At 66.4% G+C, this 18,616-nt stretch carries 18 protein-coding genes; 13 read left to right on the top strand and 5 right to left on the bottom strand.

Going from position 1 to position 18,616, the window contains the following annotated elements; all coding sequences use genetic code 11:
- The first annotated feature begins 109 nt into the window (after window positions 1-109).
- The gene (locus AC5P7R_RS17350; RefSeq protein ID WP_019659642.1) at window positions 110-382 is read left to right on the top strand and encodes a hypothetical protein; all 273 of its coding nucleotides are present in this window, start codon (window positions 110-112) and stop codon (window positions 380-382) included.
- A 128-nt stretch (window positions 383-510) separates the two neighbouring features.
- Entirely contained in the window at window positions 511-885 is a 375-nt protein-coding gene (locus AC5P7R_RS17345; RefSeq protein WP_111098322.1) for a hypothetical protein, read from the top strand.
- A 48-nt stretch (window positions 886-933) separates the two neighbouring features.
- On the opposite strand, the gene AC5P7R_RS17340 is transcribed toward AC5P7R_RS17345, so the two are convergent.
- The 3 genes from AC5P7R_RS17340 to clpA all read right to left on the bottom strand — a co-directional run bounded on the left by AC5P7R_RS17340 (window position 934) and on the right by clpA (window position 3,971).
- Complete coding sequence (locus AC5P7R_RS17340; RefSeq protein ID WP_019659640.1) at window positions 934-1,221, bottom strand: HigA family addiction module antitoxin; 288 nt, start codon at window positions 1,219-1,221, stop codon at window positions 934-936.
- Window positions 1,222-1,229: 8 nt separating this feature from the next.
- Window positions 1,230-1,508 carry a type II toxin-antitoxin system RelE/ParE family toxin gene (locus AC5P7R_RS17335; RefSeq protein WP_227854433.1) on the bottom strand — a complete coding sequence of 93 codons (279 nt, stop codon included), beginning with the start codon at window positions 1,506-1,508 and terminating at the stop codon, window positions 1,230-1,232.
- 177 nt (window positions 1,509-1,685) lie between these two features.
- Window positions 1,686-3,971: an ATP-dependent Clp protease ATP-binding subunit ClpA gene (clpA, locus tag AC5P7R_RS17330; protein ID WP_021201776.1), complete on the bottom strand. Its 2,286-nt coding sequence runs from the start codon at window positions 3,969-3,971 to the stop codon at window positions 1,686-1,688.
- 138 nt (window positions 3,972-4,109) lie between these two features.
- Between clpA and AC5P7R_RS17325 the strand changes: the two genes are divergently transcribed.
- On the top strand, window positions 4,110-4,922 hold the full coding sequence (locus AC5P7R_RS17325) for an APH(6) family putative aminoglycoside O-phosphotransferase (protein ID WP_021201775.1): 813 nt from the start codon (window positions 4,110-4,112) through the stop codon (window positions 4,920-4,922).
- A 100-nt stretch (window positions 4,923-5,022) separates the two neighbouring features.
- On the opposite strand, the gene clpS is transcribed toward AC5P7R_RS17325, so the two are convergent.
- Window positions 5,023-5,349: an ATP-dependent Clp protease adapter ClpS gene (clpS, locus tag AC5P7R_RS17320; RefSeq protein ID WP_019659637.1), complete on the bottom strand. Its 327-nt coding sequence runs from the start codon at window positions 5,347-5,349 to the stop codon at window positions 5,023-5,025.
- Window positions 5,350-5,461: 112 nt separating this feature from the next.
- On the opposite strand from clpS, the gene AC5P7R_RS17315 reads away from it, so the two are divergent.
- The 8 genes from AC5P7R_RS17315 (at window position 5,462) to AC5P7R_RS17280 (ending at window position 11,620) form a co-directional block, all read left to right on the top strand.
- On the top strand, window positions 5,462-5,935 hold the full coding sequence (locus AC5P7R_RS17315) for a hypothetical protein (protein WP_021201774.1): 474 nt from the start codon (window positions 5,462-5,464) through the stop codon (window positions 5,933-5,935).
- Between the two features lies 1 nt (window position 5,936).
- A complete protein-coding gene (locus AC5P7R_RS17310; protein ID WP_227852604.1) occupies window positions 5,937-6,398 on the top strand; it encodes an NUDIX hydrolase in 462 nt (153 codons plus the stop codon).
- Window positions 6,395-7,537: a tRNA 2-thiouridine(34) synthase MnmA gene (mnmA, locus tag AC5P7R_RS17305; protein WP_021201772.1), complete on the top strand. Its 1,143-nt coding sequence runs from the start codon at window positions 6,395-6,397 to the stop codon at window positions 7,535-7,537. Before AC5P7R_RS17310 ends, mnmA begins: the two co-directional genes overlap by 4 nt.
- The gene (gene hflD / locus AC5P7R_RS17300; RefSeq protein ID WP_021201771.1) at window positions 7,534-8,148 is read left to right on the top strand and encodes a high frequency lysogenization protein HflD; all 615 of its coding nucleotides are present in this window, start codon (window positions 7,534-7,536) and stop codon (window positions 8,146-8,148) included. Before mnmA ends, hflD begins: the two co-directional genes overlap by 4 nt.
- A 163-nt stretch (window positions 8,149-8,311) precedes the next feature.
- Complete coding sequence (locus AC5P7R_RS17295; RefSeq protein WP_033835503.1) at window positions 8,312-9,502, top strand: methyl-accepting chemotaxis protein; 1,191 nt, start codon at window positions 8,312-8,314, stop codon at window positions 9,500-9,502.
- 98 nt (window positions 9,503-9,600) lie between these two features.
- On the top strand, window positions 9,601-9,816 hold the full coding sequence (locus AC5P7R_RS17290; protein WP_005416471.1) for a hypothetical protein: 216 nt from the start codon (window positions 9,601-9,603) through the stop codon (window positions 9,814-9,816).
- A gap of 67 nt (window positions 9,817-9,883) precedes the next feature.
- Window positions 9,884-10,390 carry a hypothetical protein gene (locus AC5P7R_RS17285; protein ID WP_155029502.1) on the top strand — a complete coding sequence of 169 codons (507 nt, stop codon included), beginning with the start codon at window positions 9,884-9,886 and terminating at the stop codon, window positions 10,388-10,390.
- A gap of 54 nt (window positions 10,391-10,444) precedes the next feature.
- The gene (locus AC5P7R_RS17280; protein WP_495214104.1) at window positions 10,445-11,620 is read left to right on the top strand and encodes a GAD-like domain-containing protein; all 1,176 of its coding nucleotides are present in this window, start codon (window positions 10,445-10,447) and stop codon (window positions 11,618-11,620) included.
- A gap of 78 nt (window positions 11,621-11,698) precedes the next feature.
- Here AC5P7R_RS17280 and AC5P7R_RS17275 read toward each other — a convergent pair whose 3' ends face one another.
- Window positions 11,699-14,458 carry a bifunctional diguanylate cyclase/phosphodiesterase gene (locus AC5P7R_RS17275; protein ID WP_111104354.1) on the bottom strand — a complete coding sequence of 920 codons (2,760 nt, stop codon included), beginning with the start codon at window positions 14,456-14,458 and terminating at the stop codon, window positions 11,699-11,701.
- Between the two features lie 130 nt (window positions 14,459-14,588).
- Here AC5P7R_RS17275 and AC5P7R_RS17270 point away from each other — a divergent pair, with 130 nt between their 5' ends.
- Both AC5P7R_RS17270 and AC5P7R_RS17265 read left to right on the top strand, forming a co-directional pair.
- Entirely contained in the window at window positions 14,589-16,691 is a 2,103-nt protein-coding gene (locus tag AC5P7R_RS17270) for a sensor histidine kinase (protein WP_021201762.1), read from the top strand.
- Window positions 16,692-16,695: 4 nt separating this feature from the next.
- Window positions 16,696-18,468 (top strand): EAL domain-containing protein, encoded by a 1,773-nt coding sequence (locus tag AC5P7R_RS17265; RefSeq protein WP_019659626.1) that lies wholly within the window; start codon window positions 16,696-16,698, stop codon window positions 18,466-18,468.
- The last annotated feature ends 148 nt before the right edge of the window (window positions 18,469-18,616 follow it).

The following is an 18,616-nucleotide window of genomic DNA, read 5'->3' as shown; positions in this document are numbered from 1 at the left end:
GGAATAAAGTCAAAGTCTCCGGGGCCGTTCGATTTTCGTCCTTGTCTGAAATCCAGCATCGCGCCGGAACTCTAGACTCAACGCGTTCTTCACAGAGGGCGCTGCGCGCATGACCTACCTGATCGTCCTGGACCCGCAGTCCGTCACCAGCCGCTGCTACGCCAGCAAGGGGCCGGACGGCACCTGGTTCGGCCAGCCCTGCCTGGTCTGTACCAGCATGGACGCATCCCACCCACTGTATCTGGCCGTGCAGCGCGAGGTCCCACACATGGGCAGCACACTCAAGCAGCGCCTGCATATTCCACATGAGGCAGTCGCATTCGTCATCGAGGATGGCGGCGACCAAGGGCGCCAGCAAGGATTCCGCTCAATCGCCGCCTGACGCGCCAAAGGTCATCGTGACCGATCTCACCGTGACGTCGGTCAGCCTTGCTTGCGGCAGATTCGCATTTGCAGCGGCTGCGGCAACCTGGAATCCGATCCAGTCCGGATCGCCGCCCCTGCCCCGCCATGAACCTGTCTTCCCTGCTGGTCCCCCTGGCTTTGTCTGCCATCACCCTGGCGCCGCCCGCCCATGCCGCTGGCACCCCGCCGGCGCAATGCGTACCACTGACCGGCGAACAGCAGATCGTTCGCGCCGGCGCTGACAGGAACGTCCTGCTTCGCGCCGGTGAAGACCACTATGTGGTGCATTTCCGCAACAGCTGCCCTTCTGCCGTGCTGGCCACCCGCCTCGGCTTCAAGACCGACGGCAAGGAGGCTGACGAGCTGTGCAGCGAGGGCCGAAGCGCTCTGGACACCGGTCGCGGCAGCTGCGAGGTTGCGCGCATCGAGCCGATCGATGCCGGGCGGTTCAAGCGCGAAGCGCGCCGCCGCAGCCGCTGACCCCGGAGAGGACAAGGGCGGCCGAAGCCGCCCTTGTCGCGAGATACGTCAACGCGTCGCGGCAACCAGCGACAACACTCTCGGTTGCGCGCGCTGCCGCGCCAACCAAAGATCGTAGCTGGATTGCAGCCCCATCCAGAAAACCGCGGTACTCACTCCCGCCATCTCCAGGCGGATAGCCAGGTCGGGACTGATGCCCGCCTTGCCGTTCAGGACCCGCGAAAGGGCCACCCGTGACATTGCCAGGCGCTCGGCCGCCTCGGTCACAGACAGATCCATTGGATCAAAGACCATTGCCTTGATCGTCTGCCCCGGATGCGGATGGTGATGAATCATGCGCGACCTCAGTGATAGTCCAGGTAATCCAGCAGCTCCACGCCGCTGCCGGTGAAACGGAAGGTAATCCGCCAGTTTCCGTTGACCCATACAGACCAATGTCCTTTCAGGCCGCCCCGGAGCTTATGCAGGCGCAGCCCGGGCATGGCCAGATCCTCAGGACCCGAAGCCACATCCAGGATCGTCAGGATCATCAACACCTTGCTGGCATGACTGTGGCGGATTCCACTACTGCTGCCGGAACGGTAGAACCGCTCAAGGCCCTTGTGACGAAAACCGATGATCATTACTGTATCCTGTATCGTTACGCGATACAAACAGGGCAGCACCCCATCGCGACCAGAAGACAGCATTGGCACCTGCATTCCGTTCAAGCAAGGCCGCAGACGACAGGCCCACTGGAAACAACAAGGGCGGCCGAAGCCGCCCTTGTCATTCCCAGTCTTTCACGCCAAGCCTTCAGCTCACTCCACCGTAACCGGCAGCAGCCGCTCCGGCTCGGCCTGGGTCTCGACCACCAGCTCGTCGTCGCGGACATCGATGCTGACCTTGCCACCGTTGACCAGCTTGCCGAACAGCAGCTCGTCGGCCAGCGGACGCTTGATCTTGTCCTGGATCACGCGGGCCATCGGGCGCGCACCCATCAGCGGGTCGAAGCCGTGGTGGGCCAGCCAGTCGCGGGCGGTCGGGGTGGCCGACAGGCTCACGTGCTTGTCCTGCAGCAACATCTCCAGCTCGATCAGGAACTTGTCAACCACGCGCAGGATGTGCTCGAAGCCCAGCGCCTGGAACTGCACCACCGCATCGAGGCGGTTGCGGAACTCCGGGGTGAAGCTGCGGCGGATGGTCTCCATCGCATCGGTGGCATGGTCCTGCTTGGTGAAGCCGATCGAGCGCCGCGAGGCCTGTGCCGCGCCGGCATTGGTGGTCATCACCAGCACCACGTTCTTGAAGTTGGCTTCACGACCGTTGGTATCGGTCAGCACGCCGCGGTCCATCACCTGCAGCAGGATGTTGAAGATGTCCGGGTGCGCCTTCTCGATCTCGTCCAGCAGCAGCACGCAGTGCGGTGTCTTGACGATCTTCTCGGTCAGCAGGCCGCCCTGGTCGAAGCCGACATAGCCCGGAGGGGCGCCGATCAGGCGGCTGATCGAATGCGGCTCCATGTACTCGGACATGTCGAAGCGGACCAGCTCGATGCCCAGCTGCAGCGCCAGCTGCTTGGTCACCTCGGTCTTGCCGACGCCGGTCGGGCCGGCGAACAGGAAGTTGCCGATCGGCTTCTCCGGGTTGCCCAGGCCCGAGCGGGCCAGCTTGATCGCCGAGGACAGCGTCTCGATCGCCGGATCCTGCCCGAAGATCACCATCTTCAGGTTGCGCTCCAGATGCTGCAGCACGTCCTTGTCGGTGGCGCTGACCTGCTTGGTCGGGATACGCGCCATCTTGGCCACGATCGCTTCCACTTCCTCGACGTCGATCAGCTCCTTGCGCTGGCCTTCCGGCAGCAGGCGCTGGCGGGCACCGGCCTCGTCGATCACGTCGATGGCCTTGTCCGGCAGCAGGCGGTCGCCGATGTGCTTCACCGACAGGTCCACCGCCGCCTGCAGCGCTTCGTCCGAATAGGTCACGCTGTGGTGCAGCTCGTATTTGGACTTCAGGCCCTGCAGGATCTCGTAGGCCTCGCCCACGGTCGGCTCTACGATATCAATCTTCTGGAAGCGGCGGGCCAGCGCCCGGTCCTTCTCGAAGATGCCGCGATATTCCTGGAAGGTGGTCGAGCCGATGCAGCGCAGCTCGCCGGAGGCCAGCGCCGGCTTGATCAGGTTGGACGCATCCATGGTGCCACCCGACGCCGAGCCGGCGCCGATGATGGTGTGGATCTCGTCGATGAACAGCACGGCGTTGGGCACCTTCTTCAGCGCGGTCAACACACCCTTCAGCCGCTTCTCGAAGTCGCCGCGGTACTTGGTGCCGGCCACCAGCGCGCCCAGGTCGAGCGAGTAGATCACCGCGTCGGCCAGCACGTCGGGCACCGAGCCCTCGACGATGCGGCGGGCCAGGCCCTCGGCGATGGCGGTCTTGCCCACGCCAGCCTCGCCCACGTACAGCGGATTGTTCTTGCGGCGCCGGCACAGGACCTGGATGGTGCGCTCGATCTCATCGCCACGACCGACCAGCGGATCGATGCGGCCGGACCGGGCCTGTTCGTTGAGGTTGCTGGCGAATTCGGTCAGGGCATCGCCCTTCGGCTCGCCATCCCCGCCTTCCATGCGGCCCTCACCCTCGGAGGAAGAGGACGGCTGCTCGCCTTCCTCGCCCAGCTTGGCGATGCCGTGGGACAGGTAATTGACCACATCCAGCCGGGTGACATCCTGCTGGTTGAGGTAGTAGACGGCGTGGGAGTCCTTTTCGCCGAAGATGGCGACCAGCACGTTGGCGCCGGTGACCTCCTTCTTGCCCGAGGACTGCACGTGGTACACGGCCCGCTGCAGCACCCGCTGGAAGCCCAGGGTCGGCTGGGTGTCACGGCCGTCATCTTCGGCCAGGCGGGACACCGAGGCCTCGATGGCCTGCTCCAGCTCCTGGCGCAGGCGTTCGGCGTCGGCACCGCAGGCCTTCAGTACGGCCTGGGCGGACGGGTTGTCGAGCAGTGCCAACAGCAGGTGTTCGACCGTCATGAACTCATGCCGGGCCTCACGGGCGCGCTTGTAGCACTGGCCGATGGTGTGTTCGAGGTCTTTGCTGAACATGGATTACTCCGGCGGCAGATGGGAACAATATGCGGCCTGACTACGCGATTTCCATCACCCTAGCGGATTGCTGCGTTCAGATGGCGTTAGCACTGCAGAACGCTTGATCTTCATTCACTCCAGAAGACCTCAACCGGTATGAGCGAACCCTACCTGAGCCGCTGGCGATTGCGGCGTGATGGCCCGGCCATCTGCACGCCCCACGCCCGGCTCTGGCCGGTGCTGACCGCTGCCGGCGCGCCGGCGATGCTGAAGATCAGCAGCGAAGCGGAGGAGCAGAACAGCCACCGCCTGCTGCGCTGGTGGGACGGTGATGGCGCTGCCCGCTTGCTGGCCCACGAGGGGCCGGCAATCCTGATCGAGCGCGCCAGCGGCGACTCGCTGCGGCAACGCTCGATCGCGGGCGACGATGACGCCTGCACCACGGTCCTGTGCCAGGTCCTGCAGCGGCTGCACCGGCCACGGAGCGCGCCGCCAGCGGAACTGGTCTGCCTGCGTAGATGGTTCGCCGACCTGCTGCAGCCAAGGGCTGCGCTGCCGCCACTGCTGGAACAGTGCAGATCACTGGCGGAGGGGGTGCTGCGTGACGAACAGGAGATCCGGCCGCTGCACGGCGACCTGCACCACGACAACGTGCTCGATTTCGGCGCGCGCGGCTGGCTGGCGATCGACCCGAAGCGGCTGCTGGGCGATCGCGCGTTCGATTACACGACGCTGTTCAGCAACCCGGACCTCTGCGGCCCCGGCATCCATGTGGCCACCCGGCCCGAGCGGTTTGCCGCGCGCGTAGAACAGGTGACCGCGCTGGCCGGCCTCGAGCGCACCCGCCTGCTGCGTTGGGTCGCTGCCAGCGCAGGGCTGTCGGCGGTGTGGTTCCGCGATGATGGCGACCCAGCGGTTGTGGACGAATCGGTCGCCAGGATGGCGTTGCAGGCGCTGGCGGAAGCGTGATCCGGCTGTAGAGCCGAGCCTGCGCTCGGCTGCTCTGCCAGCGATCTGGATACCTGCACGAACAGCAGCCGAGCATGGGCTCGGCTCTACAAAAGGCCGGTCAGGCCTTCTCCATCGTGCACAGCAGCGGATGCTGGTTCATCCGCGAATACTCGTTGACCTGGGCCACCTTGGTCTCGGCCACTTCGCGGGTGAACACCCCGCACACGCCACGGCCGCGGGTATGGACGTGCAGCATCACCTGCGTGGCCTTGTCCAGGTCCATGTTGAAGAACTGCTGGAGCACGTCCACCACGAAATCCATCGGGGTGTAGTCGTCATTGAGCAGCATCACCTGGTAGAACGGCGGCGGCGCCACTTCCGGGCGCGCAGGTTCTACGGCAACGCCGTGCTCGTGCTGGGAATCGGGGGAGGACTCATGGGGCATCCGTCCATTATAGAGGCTCGGAGAAGCCTGCGTCGGCCCGCCGCAGATTGGACGGCACGCACGGCCGCCGTCACAATTGCATCCTCTCTCAACACTGTTTCACAGGATCTTCATGAAAAGGACCCTTCTTACCGCCCTGTTGATCGCCCTGGCTCCTGCCGGCGCCGCCACCGCCGCAACCACCGCCGACAAGTCCGTGGGCCGCCACCTGGACAAGCTGGGCTATACCTATGAAGTCGACGAGGACGGAGACTACCGCATGGTCTTCGACGTCGAGGGTGACCGCACCCAGATGGTCTACGTGCGCTCGGCGGTGGAAGATTTCGGCAGCCACAACATCCGCGAGATCTGGTCGCCGGCGTACAACGCCAAGACCAAGCAGTTCCCGGTGGCCGTGGCCAACCGCCTGCTGGAAGATTCGCAGGACGCCAAGATGGGCGGCTGGGTCAAGCAGGACACCACCGCCATGTTCGTGGTGAAGATCGATGCCGATGCCACCCCGGACCAGCTCAGCGACGCCATCGATGCGGCCATCCGCACCGCCGACGCGATGGAGCTGGAGCTGACCAAGAAGGACGAGTTCTGAGTTGAACGCCACGCCGGACCCGCGCTGGGCACCGCACGCCACCGTCGCCACGGTGGTGGTCGACGGCGGCCGCGTGCTGCTGGTTGAAGAGACCATCGACGGCCGCCAGGTGCTGAACCAGCCTGCCGGCCACCTCGAGCCGGGCGAAAGCCTGGCCGAGGCAGCCCTGCGCGAGACCCGCGAGGAAACCGGCTGGACGGTGCAGCTGACCCATTTCATCGGCTGCTACGAGTGGACTGCCAGCGACGGCACCGCGTTCCTGCGCTTCTGCTACGCAGCGCGCCCGCTCTCGCACGACCCGGCGCAGCCGCTGGACACCGGCATCGACCGCGCGCTGTGGCTGACCCCGGCCGAGCTGCAGGCCGCCGGCGAGCGCCAGCGCAGCCCGCTGGTCTGGCAGGTGGTGGCTGATTACCTGGGTGGCCAGCGCCATCCGCTTTCGCTGGTCCGGGAGGTCGCATGAGCACGCCGCGCGTGATGGTGGGCGTCTCCGGTGGCGTAGACTCTTCCGTCGCGGCCTGGCGCCTGGTACAGCAGGGCGAGGCCGTGGCAGGCCTGTTCATGCAGAACTGGGCCGACGACGGCAGCGGTGACTGCCGCGCTGAGGATGACCGCCGCGATGCGGTCGCCGTATGCGGCCTGCTCGGTATCCCGTTCCACTTCCGGGACTTCTCCAGCGAGTACTGGCAGGGTGTGTTCGAGCACTTCCTGGCCGAGTACGCCGCTGGCCGCACGCCGAACCCGGACGTGCTGTGCAACCGCGAGGTGAAGTTCAAGCATTTCCTGGATGCCGCCCGCGAGCTGGGCGCCGAGCGCATCGCCACCGGCCATTACGCGCGCGTAGCCCAGCGCGGTGGCCAATGGCTGCTGCTGCGTGGCGCCGACCGCTCCAAGGACCAGAGCTACTTCCTGCACCAGCTGGGCCAGGCGCAGCTGGCAGCGACCCTGTTCCCGATCGGCGACCTGGAAAAGACCGACCTGCGCCGGATTGCGCGCGACGTCGGCCTGCCGACCCACGCCAAGAAGGATTCCACCGGCATCTGCTTCATCGGCGAGCGCGACTTCCGCGACTTCCTCGGCCGCTACCTGCCGGCCAAGCCTGGGCAGATCGTGGACCCGGCCGATGGCACCGTGATCGCCGAACACCCGGGCGTGTTCTATTTCACGCTGGGTCAGCGCGAGGGCCTGAACATCGGCGGCGTACGCGGCCGCCCGGCCGCACCGTGGTACGTGGTCGGCAAGGATGTGGCCAGCAACGTGCTGTACGTCGACCAGGACCGCGACAGCAAGTGGATGCTTTCCAACCGGCTGCGTTCGGAAACCGCGCACTGGATCGCCGGCTCGCCGCCGGCACGGCGCTTCGAATGCACCGCCCAGACCCGCTACCGCCAACCTGACGAGCCGTGTACGGTCCAGGTGCTGGACGATGGCAGCGTGCTGGTCACCTTCGCGCGCCCGCAGCGTGCCGTTACCCCCGGTCAATCGCTGGTGCTGTATGACGGTGATGTGTGCCTGGGTGGCGCGGTGATCGCCGCCACCGATGCGCCGCTGGAACAGCGCCTGCGCACCACCCCTTCCCCTTTTGAGGTATCCGCTGCATGAGTTTCACTGTCGACGACCGCGTCCTGGCCCTGGCCGGCATTGCCCAGGCCCTGCAGCAGGTCCGCCGCATCGCCGATACCGGCCATTCCGACGCCGCCGCCGTGCGCACCGCCGTGGACAGCGTGTTCCGTGTCGATGCGTCCTCGCCGCAGGCGGTGTTCGGAGACCGCCATGCACTGAAGGCCGGGCTGCGCCTGCTGCACAACTACTTCCGCAACCAGGGCCAGGATCCGATCCTGCCCAAGCTGGCCCTGTCGGTGCTGCAGCTGGAGCGCCGCTTCGTTCAGGATGGCGCCACGGTGAACAAGGTCGCCTCGGGCATCGAGCGCGCCCAGCGCCAGGCCGCCGAGCTGGGCGACAGCGGCCACCCGGATGTGCTGGCCAGCCTGGGCAGCCTGTACGCGGACACCATCAGCCACCTCAAGCCGCGGGTGATGGTGCAGGGCAACCCGCACTACCTGGGCCAGGCTGGCGTGGTGGCCGAGATCCGCGCCCTACTGCTGGCAGCGGTGCGCTCGGCGGTGCTATGGCGGCAGCTGGGCGGCAGCTACTGGGACTTCCTGTTCGGCCGCAAGGCGATGATCGAGGCCGTGGACCGCCAGCTGGCGTAAGCGCATGGGGTCCGGGCGCTTTTCCATGGAAAAGGGAATCGGACACCGAATCACCGCCAGCGCCGGAAAACCGGCGCATTCAGAATGCACTTCGGGGCACATCGACGTTAAAGAGAAAGGGGGTACGGCCGATACATCCTCCGTGCACCTCCCGAGAACGTCCATGTACTCACGCATTTTCATCCGTCTGGCCGCCCCCCTGGCTCTGACCCTGCTGCTCCCCTTCGCCATCGGTTTCGAATGGCCGGCCGCCCTGCGCTGGGCGATCCTGACCACGATGACGCTGAGCTGGCTCGGCTTTGCGTGGTGGACCACCCGCGCCCAGGCGCACCGTTCCCCGGAACATGCCCGTGTCCTGCGTGAGCAGGACCAGCTGCTGACCGAACTGCGCAACTTCGTCGGCAACGAGATTGAGGGTTCGCGCGGCGAAGTGGAGCGCGCCCGTGACCTGATCCGCCAGGCCGTCTCCAGCCTCGGTGGCAGCTTCGATGCGATGAACCGCAAGTCGCGCCAGCAGAGCCAGGCCCTGTCGCGCATCGTCGACCGCGCCGGTGATGAAGGCAATGCCGGCCTCGACGTTGCCCGTTTCGCCCAGCACGCCAGCCACCGCATGGAGCAGCTGGTGGAAGCACTGGAACAGGTCAGCGGCCAGAGCAGCACCACCGTGCAGCACATCGACCAGATGGCGCAGCACCTGGATGGCATCTTCGCGCTGCTGGAAGACGTCAAGTCGATCGCCGACCAGACCAACCTGCTGGCGCTGAACGCCGCCATCGAAGCCGCGCGTGCCGGTGAAGCCGGCCGAGGCTTCGCGGTGGTCGCCGACGAAGTGCGCAACCTGTCCGAGCGCTCGACCACCTTCAACGAGCAGATCCGCAAGCTGGCGCACAGCTCCAAGGACGCCATCGCCAAGGTGCGCGAGACGGTTTCGCACATGGCCTCGCGTGACATGGACCGCTCCCGCGAAGCACGCCAGGAAGCGGCGGCAATGCTCGACAATGTCGCGCAGATCAATGCCTCGCTCGGCGACGGCATGCGTGAAGTGTCCGAGTGCGCCCGTGCGATCGATGGCAGCGTGGCCGAGGCCGTGCGCGCCCTGCAGTTCGAAGACATCGCCACCCAGGCCCTGGGCGGCGTGCACACCCACCTGGACCGCCTGACCGCGATCAACCGTGAAGCGGTGGCGCTGCAGGAACTGCTGCACCGCAATGGCGGCGTGTTCGACGAAGAGATCGCCACCGCCCTGCAGCGCACCGGCAACCGCCTGCGCGAACTGCGCAGCGAATGGGAACGCCCGCCGCACAAGCCGGTTGCCCAGCAGAGCATGGGCGCCGGCACCGTCGAGCTGTTCTGATCCTGATGTCCGCTGCCCTCGCCGGCAGCCCGCAAGGCCCCGGTTCGTCCGGGGCCTTTGCCTGTAACCCGCCATTGGATGCATCCTGTACGCGCACCATGACCCTGATCCGCGCCCTGCCCGCCCTCACCGACACCGAGCGCCCGCGCAACGCGAGCGTGCGTGAGCAGCTGCAACAGCTGGAGGATGTGGCACGCGAGGAGATCCGCGAGCTGCAGCAGCTGGCGGACGCGCGCCCGGCCCCGTCGCGGGCGGACGAGGCGCTGCTGGGCCTGGCCTGGGATCTCGGGCTGGATGGGGATGCGCTTAAGTAGATCCACGCCATGCGTGGATGGGCCGTCGCGCATGGCATGATCCACCGGTATCCTTCATGGAAGACCGATGGCCATCGCTCTGATCGCACTTCTGCTGATCGAGACCGTCCTTATGATGGCCTGGGCGGCCAGCTATTTCAGCTGGGGCATCACCCTGTTCAACGAACGCATTGCGGCGTCACCGGCCATGCAGGCCCGCCTCTCGCTGGGAAGCCTGGAACGTGACCTGCCGCAGGACAAGTGGCTGCGACTGGCCTTCCATGCGCTGCCCGATGGCAGCATGGCGTTCCGCGAGAGCTTCGCGCCGAGCTTCGGCCTGCGCTACTTCCCGGTGATGCGCGGTCGCATCGTACTCAACGCGCGACGGCACGAGGTGCGGGTGACGGGCCTGTGCAGCTGGTTCGTGGCGATCCTGTCGCTGCTGCTGTTGCCGCTGGTGGCGATGCGCCCGATGGTGGCGCCGATGCTGCTGGTGCTGCCGCTGTTCCTGGCCAGCTACCTGGTCCAGAAGCGGCGCTATGGGGCCATTGTCGAGACGCTGCGCATGCAGTTGAAGGCGGAATTTTCGAGGTAGATCCACCCCATGCGTGGATGATGCCCCGCGACTCACGATTTTCGGATTGTTTGCATGGATCATGAGCGCTCGGCCCTTCATCGTAAAGGGCCGATTCCGGTTCAGATCAGCCCGATGACCAGCGCCGCCCTCTGCCTTTCACTCGCTTTGCAGCTCCCGGTTGCTTCAGAACCGCTTGCCGTAGATCCCGACTCCCTGCTCGCCCTTCACCAAGCGCTCCAGTCCTTCGGCGAATTTCAACAGCCCTACTCCGCACCTGTAGATGTGACCGATCCTGATGCAGGTGTGACCGATGCAACTGTCGAGATCTCCGCCGGGTGTGTGAAGGATGGTCCACAGGTCATCATCCTGGACGCTGATGTTGACGACTCATCCGAGCGCTATCTTGTACTGAACGAGCCATGGCAAAGCCTTCCGGCGGGAACGTTGTTGCTTGTCTCTGGAAGCACAGCGACCGTCATTTCAACCCAGGAGGCAAACAAGGAAACCGCACAGGCGGAGTCAATGTTGAATTTCCTGGACTACCTGCCCATCAACCTGGGTTCGAACTCCCTGGCCGGGCCGAACCCTGACGTGACGGCGGCAGAGATCGATTCCGACGGTTTCATGCAGAATTTCGCTATGAGCAGCGAAGGTGAACCTGCTTCCGAAGCGGCCTTTGCAGCGTGGGAAGGCAAGCTGCCAGGATTGCTGCTGGCGCTGTGGCAACGCGACGGGTTCGCACGCTATCGGGACGACAAGCTCGCCTTGGTCGATCCGCACCTGTATGCGGAGGTTGCTACTGCGTTCCTGCAAGGCAATCCCATGGAGGGTGCCGATACTCTCCATGTCTACGCGGTAACAGCTTTCGGCCAGATTCTGCTGTGTGGGGAGAACACCTCCACGCAGATCAGCATCGATCCACACAGTGGACACGTCACGACAGAATCGGATGTGCCAGACCCCGCCGATGCGGCGGAACGCAACTGGAAACTGGCGTTCCTGCTGGAGGCCCTGGATGGGCCCTATCTTGACGTCACCGACGACGATGAGCGGCCCCTGCATGCGCATGCACTTGACCGACTTGGGCCATTGGCTCCGAATGAGATGTACAGCTTTTCGCCCGCGGTTTCCGAAGGTGGCTGGAATGCGGCGCATCTGGTGAAGACAGATCGTCTCGCTGAGCTGGAAGCCCTTGCTGCGACAGTGGCCAAGGCGCGACCAACCAAACTGGATACCCGCGGTAAGTAGTTGCACGCCGAGCGTGGGTGATCGCGAGGTACATGCATTCGTGCCGACCAACGGTCGGCACCTACCAAAGTATGGCTGTCAGCGCACCAGCACCACTTCCCCGCTGGCATCGGTGCGCAGCGAAACCGGCTGCGGCTGGCGCAGCCACTGTGCCAGGTCGCGCGGGCTGAGCGGGCGCGAGTACAGGTAGCCCTGGATCTCGTCGCAGCCCTGCCGGCGCAGCATGTCTTCTTCCTGGTGCGTTTCCACGCCCTCCGCCACCACCTTCATGCCCAGCGCATGGCCCAGGTGCACGATGGCCTGGGTCACTTCGGCCGTACCGGAGTCGTGCAGCATGCCCTGCACGAAACTGCGGTCGATCTTCAGGCGCCCCACCGGGAAGCGGTTGAGATAATTGAGGTTGGAGAAGCCGGTGCCGAAGTCGTCCACCGCCAGCGGCACGCCGTGCCGTTCGAGCACGTCGAAGCAATGGCGCAGGATGTCGGTGTCACGGATCAACGCCGACTCGGTCAGCTCCAGTTCCAGCCGTTGCGGCGGCCAGCCATGGGCATGGCAGATCTCGATCACGCGTTCGGCGAAGCCACGATCACGCAGCTGCACCGCCGACACATTGACCGCGATGCGATCAAACTGCAGTCCGGCGCGGTCCCAGGCGGTGGCCTGGCGGCAGGCCTCGTTCAGCACCCAGTCGCCGATGCGCACGATCTCGCCGCACTTTTCGGCAATGGGAATGAACTCGGCCGGGCTGCAGTAGCCAATCCCGGGCCGGTGCCAGCGCAACAGTGCCTCGATCGCCGGTGGCTCACCGTGGTGAGCGTGCAGCAACGGCTGGTAGGCCAGGCTGAACTCGTCGCGCTCGATGGCCCCATGCAGGGCATGCTCGACGTCCAGCCGGCGCTGGATGCGGGCCAATGCGTCCTGGCTGTAGTACTGGTAGGTATTGCGCCCGGCTTCCTTGGCCGCGTACATCGCGGCGTCGGCAGCACGCAGCAGGGAATCAAAGTCGGTCTGCGCATCGCCCAGCATCGCGATGCCGACGCTGGCGCCGACCTTCAACGTGGTCTCGCCACGGCGCAGCGGCTCGGCCAGCGAGGCGATCAGCTTGCGCGCCACGTGGCCGGCGTCTTCCGGCTCGGCCAGGTCGCGCAGCACCACAATGAACTCGTCGCCACTGAAGCGGCCGAACAGGTCATTGTTGCGCAGGTTCTGGTGCAGGCGGGTGGCCGCCGCCTTCAGCAGCGCATCGCCGGTGGCATGGCCGAAGCTGTCGTTGATGGTCTTGAAGCCATCCAGATCGATGAACAGCATCGCCAGCGAGGTTCCGCGGTCGCGTGCTTCCTCGATGGCCTCGGCGGTCTGCTCGCCGAGCAGCACACGATTGGGCAGGCCGGTCAGCAGATCGTAGTGGGCCAGCAGTTCAATGCGCTCGTTGGCCTCGCGTTCGCGGGTGATGTCACGGAACAGCACCACGAAGCGCGGCGGCAGGCCATCACGGCGGTCCAGTTCAATCAGCACCTGCACCCACACGCGCAGGCCGGACTGGCGGTAGAAGCACAGGTCCAGCTGCTCGGGCAGGCCGCCGTTGGCGATACGGGCGAGTGCCGCCTCGAACGCGTTGCGCGAGTCCTCCGTGTACAGCGCCAACGCCTGGTCGAGGGTGATCGGTTCCTTGCGCAGGCCATGGATGCGGTAGCACTCCTCGGTCCACTGCATGCTGCGAGTCTGCACTTCGATCTCGCAGCCGCCGATGCGGCCCAGCGCGGAAACCCGGTTCAGCAGTTCGGTGCGCCAGCGGATCAGCGCATCGGTCTGGTGCTGCTCGGTGATGTTCTGCACCTGGCCGAGCAGGCGCTTGGGCTGGCCGTCCATGTCCAGCAGCGGCTGCATCCACAGGCGAAGATGCTGCGAAGGCTCATGGCCGCGGGTCAGTTCCAGCTCCAGGTTGGCAGCGCGGCCATCGCGCCACAAGCGCCGCCAGGCCGCACGCAACGCACCCCGCGAGCGGGGGTGAAGCTGCTTCAACCAGCGCCGCTGGCCGGGCACGGCGCCCTGCTCCAGCGCCAGCAGCGAGCGCAGTTCCGGCGACCACCAGAAATGGCCGCTGTTGGGATCAAACGACCAGCTGCCCATGCTGGCGATGCGCTGGGCCTCGCTCAGGTGCAGCTGCTGTTCCTGCAGCAGCGATTCGAGCTGCTTCTGCTGCTCGATATCGGTATGCGTGCCGACCATGCGCAGGGGCTGGCCATCGGCGGTGCGCGCGACCACGCGGCCCCGGTCCAGCACCCAGCGCCACTGGCCATCAGCCTGGCGGAAACGGAACTGTGCGCTGTACTGCTCGCTGTGCCCATGCAGGTGCTCGTCGAGCGCTGCGCGCACCAGGGCGATGTCCTCGCTGTGCACCCGAGCCAGCAGCTCGGTGGCGGTCTCGTCGCCCAGCGCCGGCGTCCGCATCACGCGGTCACTGGGGATGTCCCAGTCCCACAGGCTGTGGCCGGCACTGTCCAGCGCCAGCTCCCAGCGCCCTCCCCCGTCCACCGGCACCGGCTCGGGGATGCTCAGGGTGAAGGCCAGCAGGTTGCCGGCGCCGTCGTGCACCGCACGCAGATGGCCGTCGTAGTGGCCGCGCGGGCCGCCCGGCAGCGTGCAGGCCACGATGCCGCCATCGGCGGCCATCAGGCGCAGATCTTCCAGCATCGGCGCATAGGCCGCCACGGTGGCTGGCAGGCCATGCTCGCGCGCGGCCGGATTGGCCGCCAGCGGACGCCCGGTACGGTCGACGATGACCAGCGCCGACGCAAGCGGGTGCTGCAGCAGGCTGGCGATGATCCCTTGGTCCACGCGATCTTGCTCCGGATGACACGCCCGTCAGCGGGGCACGCAGTGGTTAACGGCGCCTGCGGCGGATAATTGAGTGGTCACGGCGCGCTGCGGGGTAAGATGACCAGCGCCCCTGTCACCCGCCTCGTCCATGCCTGCAGAACCGACCGGCAACGCCCCTGTTCCCGACCCGCGGATGGCTCAGGCGCTGAGCCGTGACCGGCGCCGGGTGGTGTTGAGCTACCTGGTGATGGCGCTGGCCTGGATGATCTCTACCGACAGCGTGGTGCAGGCGCTGGTGCCCGATCCGCAGCAGGCGGCACTGTGGCAGGGCCTGAAGGGCTCGTTCTTCGCCCTGGCCAGCGCAGGCCTGCTGTATCTGCTGCTGCGCCCGCTGGCCGAGCACGTGCTGCACACCCACGCGCGCCAACAGGCCTCCGAGCTGCGCCTGCGGCAGATGTTCGAGGGCAATCCCGGCCCGATCCTGGTCTACGACCTGGACACGCTGGCGATCCTCGACGCGAATCCGGCTGCCTGCACCGCGTTCGGCTGGGAGCGCGGTGACCTTCTGGAGAAGACCATCGACGTGCTGTGGCCGCCCGGCCAGGACCAGGCACTGCAGACCAAGCTGGAGGCGATCCGCGAGGCGCCGCAGGAGCTCTGCATCCTGCGTGCCCAGCTGCAACTGCGTGATGGCTCGCTACGGCAGATGGAGCTGCGGTCCAACGCCATCAGCTATGACGGCCACAACGCCCGCTTGCTGATTGCCATCGACCGCACCGCCGAAGACCTGGCCCAGCTGCGCCGCGACCAGGCGCTGGCCCGGGTCGAGGAAGCCCACGAGCTGGCCCGTATCGGCGCCTGGGAGCTGGACCCGTCCACCGGGCTGGGTCGCTACTCCAACCAGGTCTACCGGCTGCTTGGCCGCCGCCCGCCCGAGGCCCGCCGCTGGCACCGCTTCGACGAACTGCTGGTGCCGGCCGATCCGGCCACTGCCACCCAGACCGAACAGCTGCTGGCCGAACTATGCTCCGGCGAGCCGGTGCAGGTGGACGTGCTGCTGCCCGTCCTGTCGATGGACGGGCGCGCGTTGATGGTGCACCTGCGCGCCGCCAGCGGTATCGATGAAGCTGGCCGCAGCCGCGTGCTGGGCACCCTGCAGGACGTGACCGAGCGCGAGCAGTCGCGTCGCCTGCTGCGCGAGCGCGAGGAACAGTTCCGCGAGCTGGTGCGGGTGCTGCCCGATGGTGTGGTGATCCTCGCCGACGAACACGTGTTGTACGCCAACGCCTGGGCCGCCAGCCTGTTCGGCTATGGCAGCCACACCTTGCTGGGCGAACCGCTTTCGGCACTGGTGGACAGCGCCGATCTGGCCCGCGTGCGCAGCCAGCTGCGTGCGGGCCAGCTGCACCTGGGGCCGGGCCACAGCAGCGTGGTGGCGATGCAGCGCGCAGATGGCCGCAGCTTCCATGCCGGCCTGGCAGTGGGCGAGGTGCGCTATGGCGGCCGCGACTGCAAGCTGCTGATCGTGCGCGATCTCAGTGATTCCGAACGCATCCGCAGCGCACTGGAAACCAGCAACCGCGAACTGCAGGCCATGGCCGGCCGCCTGTTCTCGCTGCAGGAGGATGAGCGCCGCGCGATCTCGCGCGACCTGCACGACGATATCGGCCAGGCGATCACGGCGATCAAGCTGTCTGCCTATGCCGCGCAGGACGAGGACGATCCGCAACGCCGCGGTGAGGACCTGGCACAGATCGTCAGCCTGGCCGATACCACGGTGGCCAAGCTGCGCGACATCTCTACCCTGCTGCGGCCGCCGCAGCTGGACGCACTGGGCCTGGAAGCGGCGCTGAGCTGGCAGGCACGGGTACTGTTCCGTTCCTCGCCGGTGGAGCTGCTGGCCGAGATCGAGCCGCTGCCGCACCGTCCCGACAACAGCATCGAGCAGGCCTGCTTCCGTATTGCCCAGGAAAGCCTGACCAACGTGCTGCGCCACGCCCGTGCCAGCCAGGTACAGCTGCAGCTGCGCGACGTCGGCCAGCGCGGCCTGCACCTGCAGATCCGCGACGACGGCGAGGGTTTCGACCCCGACGGCCCGCGCGGACTGGGCCTGATCGTGATGCGCGAGCGTGCGCAGAGCGTCGGTGGCCATGTACGGATCGAATCCGCGCACGGTGAAGGCACCCTGATCGACGTTCATCTCCCCTACCAGGCAGCCAGCATGGCCGCCGCCGAGTCACCGGACTACTGAGCCTATGTGGAATCCCAACCAGCCCCCGGTCAGCATCGATGATGCGCCTGATCGCCTCGGTGCCGGCAACCCCGAGTTGCAGGTGATGGTCGCCGAGGCGGCCTCGGGCGGTACCGCACTCATGCTGATGCATGTGGACATCGACCACTTCGCCTCTGTCAACGAAAACATGAGCGCCGAGGTAGGTGACCAGGCCCTGGTGCTGGTTGCGCAGCGGTTGCAGTCCTACCTGCGAGGGCGCGGCAAACTGTGGCGCCACGGCAGCGACGAGTTCCTGATCGCGGTGCCACGCACAGCCGAGGTGCCACTGCCGGAGGATTTCGCCGAGGAAATCCGGCAGCAGATGGAACTGCCGCTGTCGGTCCTGCCGTACACGCTGTTCATGACCGGCAAGCTGGGCGTGAGCCTGTGCCCGGAGCATGCCAGCAACGTTTCACGCCTGCTGGACCACGCCGAAGATGCGCTGTACCAGGCCGCCCGCGAGGGCGGCAACGCGGTGCGCATCCACGCCGTGGACACGCCGCCGAGCGCGCACAGCGAGAGCATCATCGCGCGGCAGATCGTCGATGCCATTCCCAACGGCGAACTGAAACTGCGCTACCAGCCGTTGGTCAGCGCCCGCGATGGCCACGTGGTCGGCATGGAAGCGCTGCTGCGCTGGCAGTCACCGACGCTGGGCATGCTGGTGCCGGAGCGCTTCATGCGCACCGCCGAGCGGCTGGGCATCATCGTGCAGATCGGCACCTGGGTGCTGGAAGGTGCACTCAAGCAGGCCCGCCTGTGGCGCGACCAAGGCTTCGACGATTTCACCATCGCGGTGAACGTCTCCACCCTGCAGCTGCTGCGGCCGAACTTCTTCGCCGAAGTGATGGGCCTGATCCAGGCCGCGGGCATACCGGCACAGATGCTGACGCTGGAAATCAACGAAAGCGCGCTGACCAACAACGTCAACTTCGTGCATGAGACGCTGGCCAACCTGCGCAACGAGGGCATCAGCCTGAGCCTGGACAACTTCGGCACCGGTGACTCCAGTCTCAGTGCGCTGGTGCGCTACCCGGTGGACAAGCTGAAGATCGACCGCAGCTTCATCAAGAGCGCGCCGGCCGGCAACCGCGAGGCGGCCATCGCCCGCGCGATCATCGCCATGGGCCATCAGCTGGGCATGACGGTGATCGCCAACGGCGTTGAATCGCAGGCGCAGCTTGGCTTCCTGCGTCGCAACGACTGTGATGTGTTCCAGGGCTACCTGTTCGGCGAACCGATGTCGGCCGATGCCGCAGGCATGACCCTGCGCCGCCGCTACCTGCGCCCGGAAGCTTTCGCCGAGACCCGTCCCGACCGCACGCTGCTCTTGCTGGACGACGAAGAGAACGTGTTGCGATCGCTGGTGCGGCTGTTCCGTCGCGACGGCTACCGCATCCTGGCGGCCGGCAACGTGCGTGATGCGTTCGACCTGCTGGCGATCAACGACGTGCAGGTGATCCTGTCCGACCAGCGCATGAGCGACATGAGCGGCACCGAGTTCCTCGGCCGGGTGAAGATGCTGTACCCGGACACGATCCGGTTGGTGCTGTCCGGCTATACCGATCTGAACACGGTGACCGATGCGATCAACCGCGGCGCGATCTACCGCTTCCTGACCAAGCCATGGAACGACGACGAGCTGCGCAAGCATATCCACCAGGCGTTCCGCACGTACGAGGAACAGCGCCGCAGCAACGCCGGACCGGCGCCGGTGGAGAGCGGAGACGGCGGCGAGGACCGCCCGCTGCGGTAACGATCCAGCCTGGTAGAGCCGGCCGCTGGCCGGCTGCTACGTGACGGGGTTAGTGAGGTTGCCGGCCAGCGGCCGGCACTACCCGAGGCGCGACCCAGGCCGGGACAGGCCCTGGTAGAGCCGGCCGCTGGCCGGCTGCTACGTGACG

The organism is Stenotrophomonas sp. YJH_SMC_27 (assembly GCF_059369815.1).
The sequence above is the reverse complement of the archived record's forward strand: the minus strand, read 5'-3'. Positions and strand labels throughout refer to the sequence as shown.

Coding starts and splice junctions, on each gene's coding strand:
- AC5P7R_RS17340 (WP_019659640.1), bottom strand. CDS start 1,221: ATGATTCATCACCATCCGCATCCGGGGCAGACGATCAAGGCAATGGTC.
- AC5P7R_RS17315 (WP_021201774.1), top strand. CDS start 5,462: ATGAAAAGGACCCTTCTTACCGCCCTGTTGATCGCCCTGGCTCCTGCC.
- hflD (WP_021201771.1), top strand. CDS start 7,534: ATGAGTTTCACTGTCGACGACCGCGTCCTGGCCCTGGCCGGCATTGCC.
- clpS (WP_019659637.1), bottom strand. CDS start 5,349: ATGCCCCATGAGTCCTCCCCCGATTCCCAGCACGAGCACGGCGTTGCC.
- AC5P7R_RS17325 (WP_021201775.1), top strand. CDS start 4,110: ATGAGCGAACCCTACCTGAGCCGCTGGCGATTGCGGCGTGATGGCCCG.
- AC5P7R_RS17335 (WP_227854433.1), bottom strand. CDS start 1,508: ATGATCATCGGTTTTCGTCACAAGGGCCTTGAGCGGTTCTACCGTTCC.
- clpA (WP_021201776.1), bottom strand. CDS start 3,971: ATGTTCAGCAAAGACCTCGAACACACCATCGGCCAGTGCTACAAGCGC.
- AC5P7R_RS17270 (WP_021201762.1), top strand. CDS start 14,589: ATGCCTGCAGAACCGACCGGCAACGCCCCTGTTCCCGACCCGCGGATG.
- AC5P7R_RS17350 (WP_019659642.1), top strand. CDS start 110: ATGACCTACCTGATCGTCCTGGACCCGCAGTCCGTCACCAGCCGCTGC.
- AC5P7R_RS17265 (WP_019659626.1), top strand. CDS start 16,696: ATGTGGAATCCCAACCAGCCCCCGGTCAGCATCGATGATGCGCCTGAT.
- AC5P7R_RS17295 (WP_033835503.1), top strand. CDS start 8,312: ATGTACTCACGCATTTTCATCCGTCTGGCCGCCCCCCTGGCTCTGACC.
- AC5P7R_RS17280 (WP_495214104.1), top strand. CDS start 10,445: ATGGATCATGAGCGCTCGGCCCTTCATCGTAAAGGGCCGATTCCGGTT.
- AC5P7R_RS17290 (WP_005416471.1), top strand. CDS start 9,601: ATGACCCTGATCCGCGCCCTGCCCGCCCTCACCGACACCGAGCGCCCG.
- mnmA (WP_021201772.1), top strand. CDS start 6,395: ATGAGCACGCCGCGCGTGATGGTGGGCGTCTCCGGTGGCGTAGACTCT.
- AC5P7R_RS17345 (WP_111098322.1), top strand. CDS start 511: ATGAACCTGTCTTCCCTGCTGGTCCCCCTGGCTTTGTCTGCCATCACC.
- AC5P7R_RS17285 (WP_155029502.1), top strand. CDS start 9,884: ATGGCCATCGCTCTGATCGCACTTCTGCTGATCGAGACCGTCCTTATG.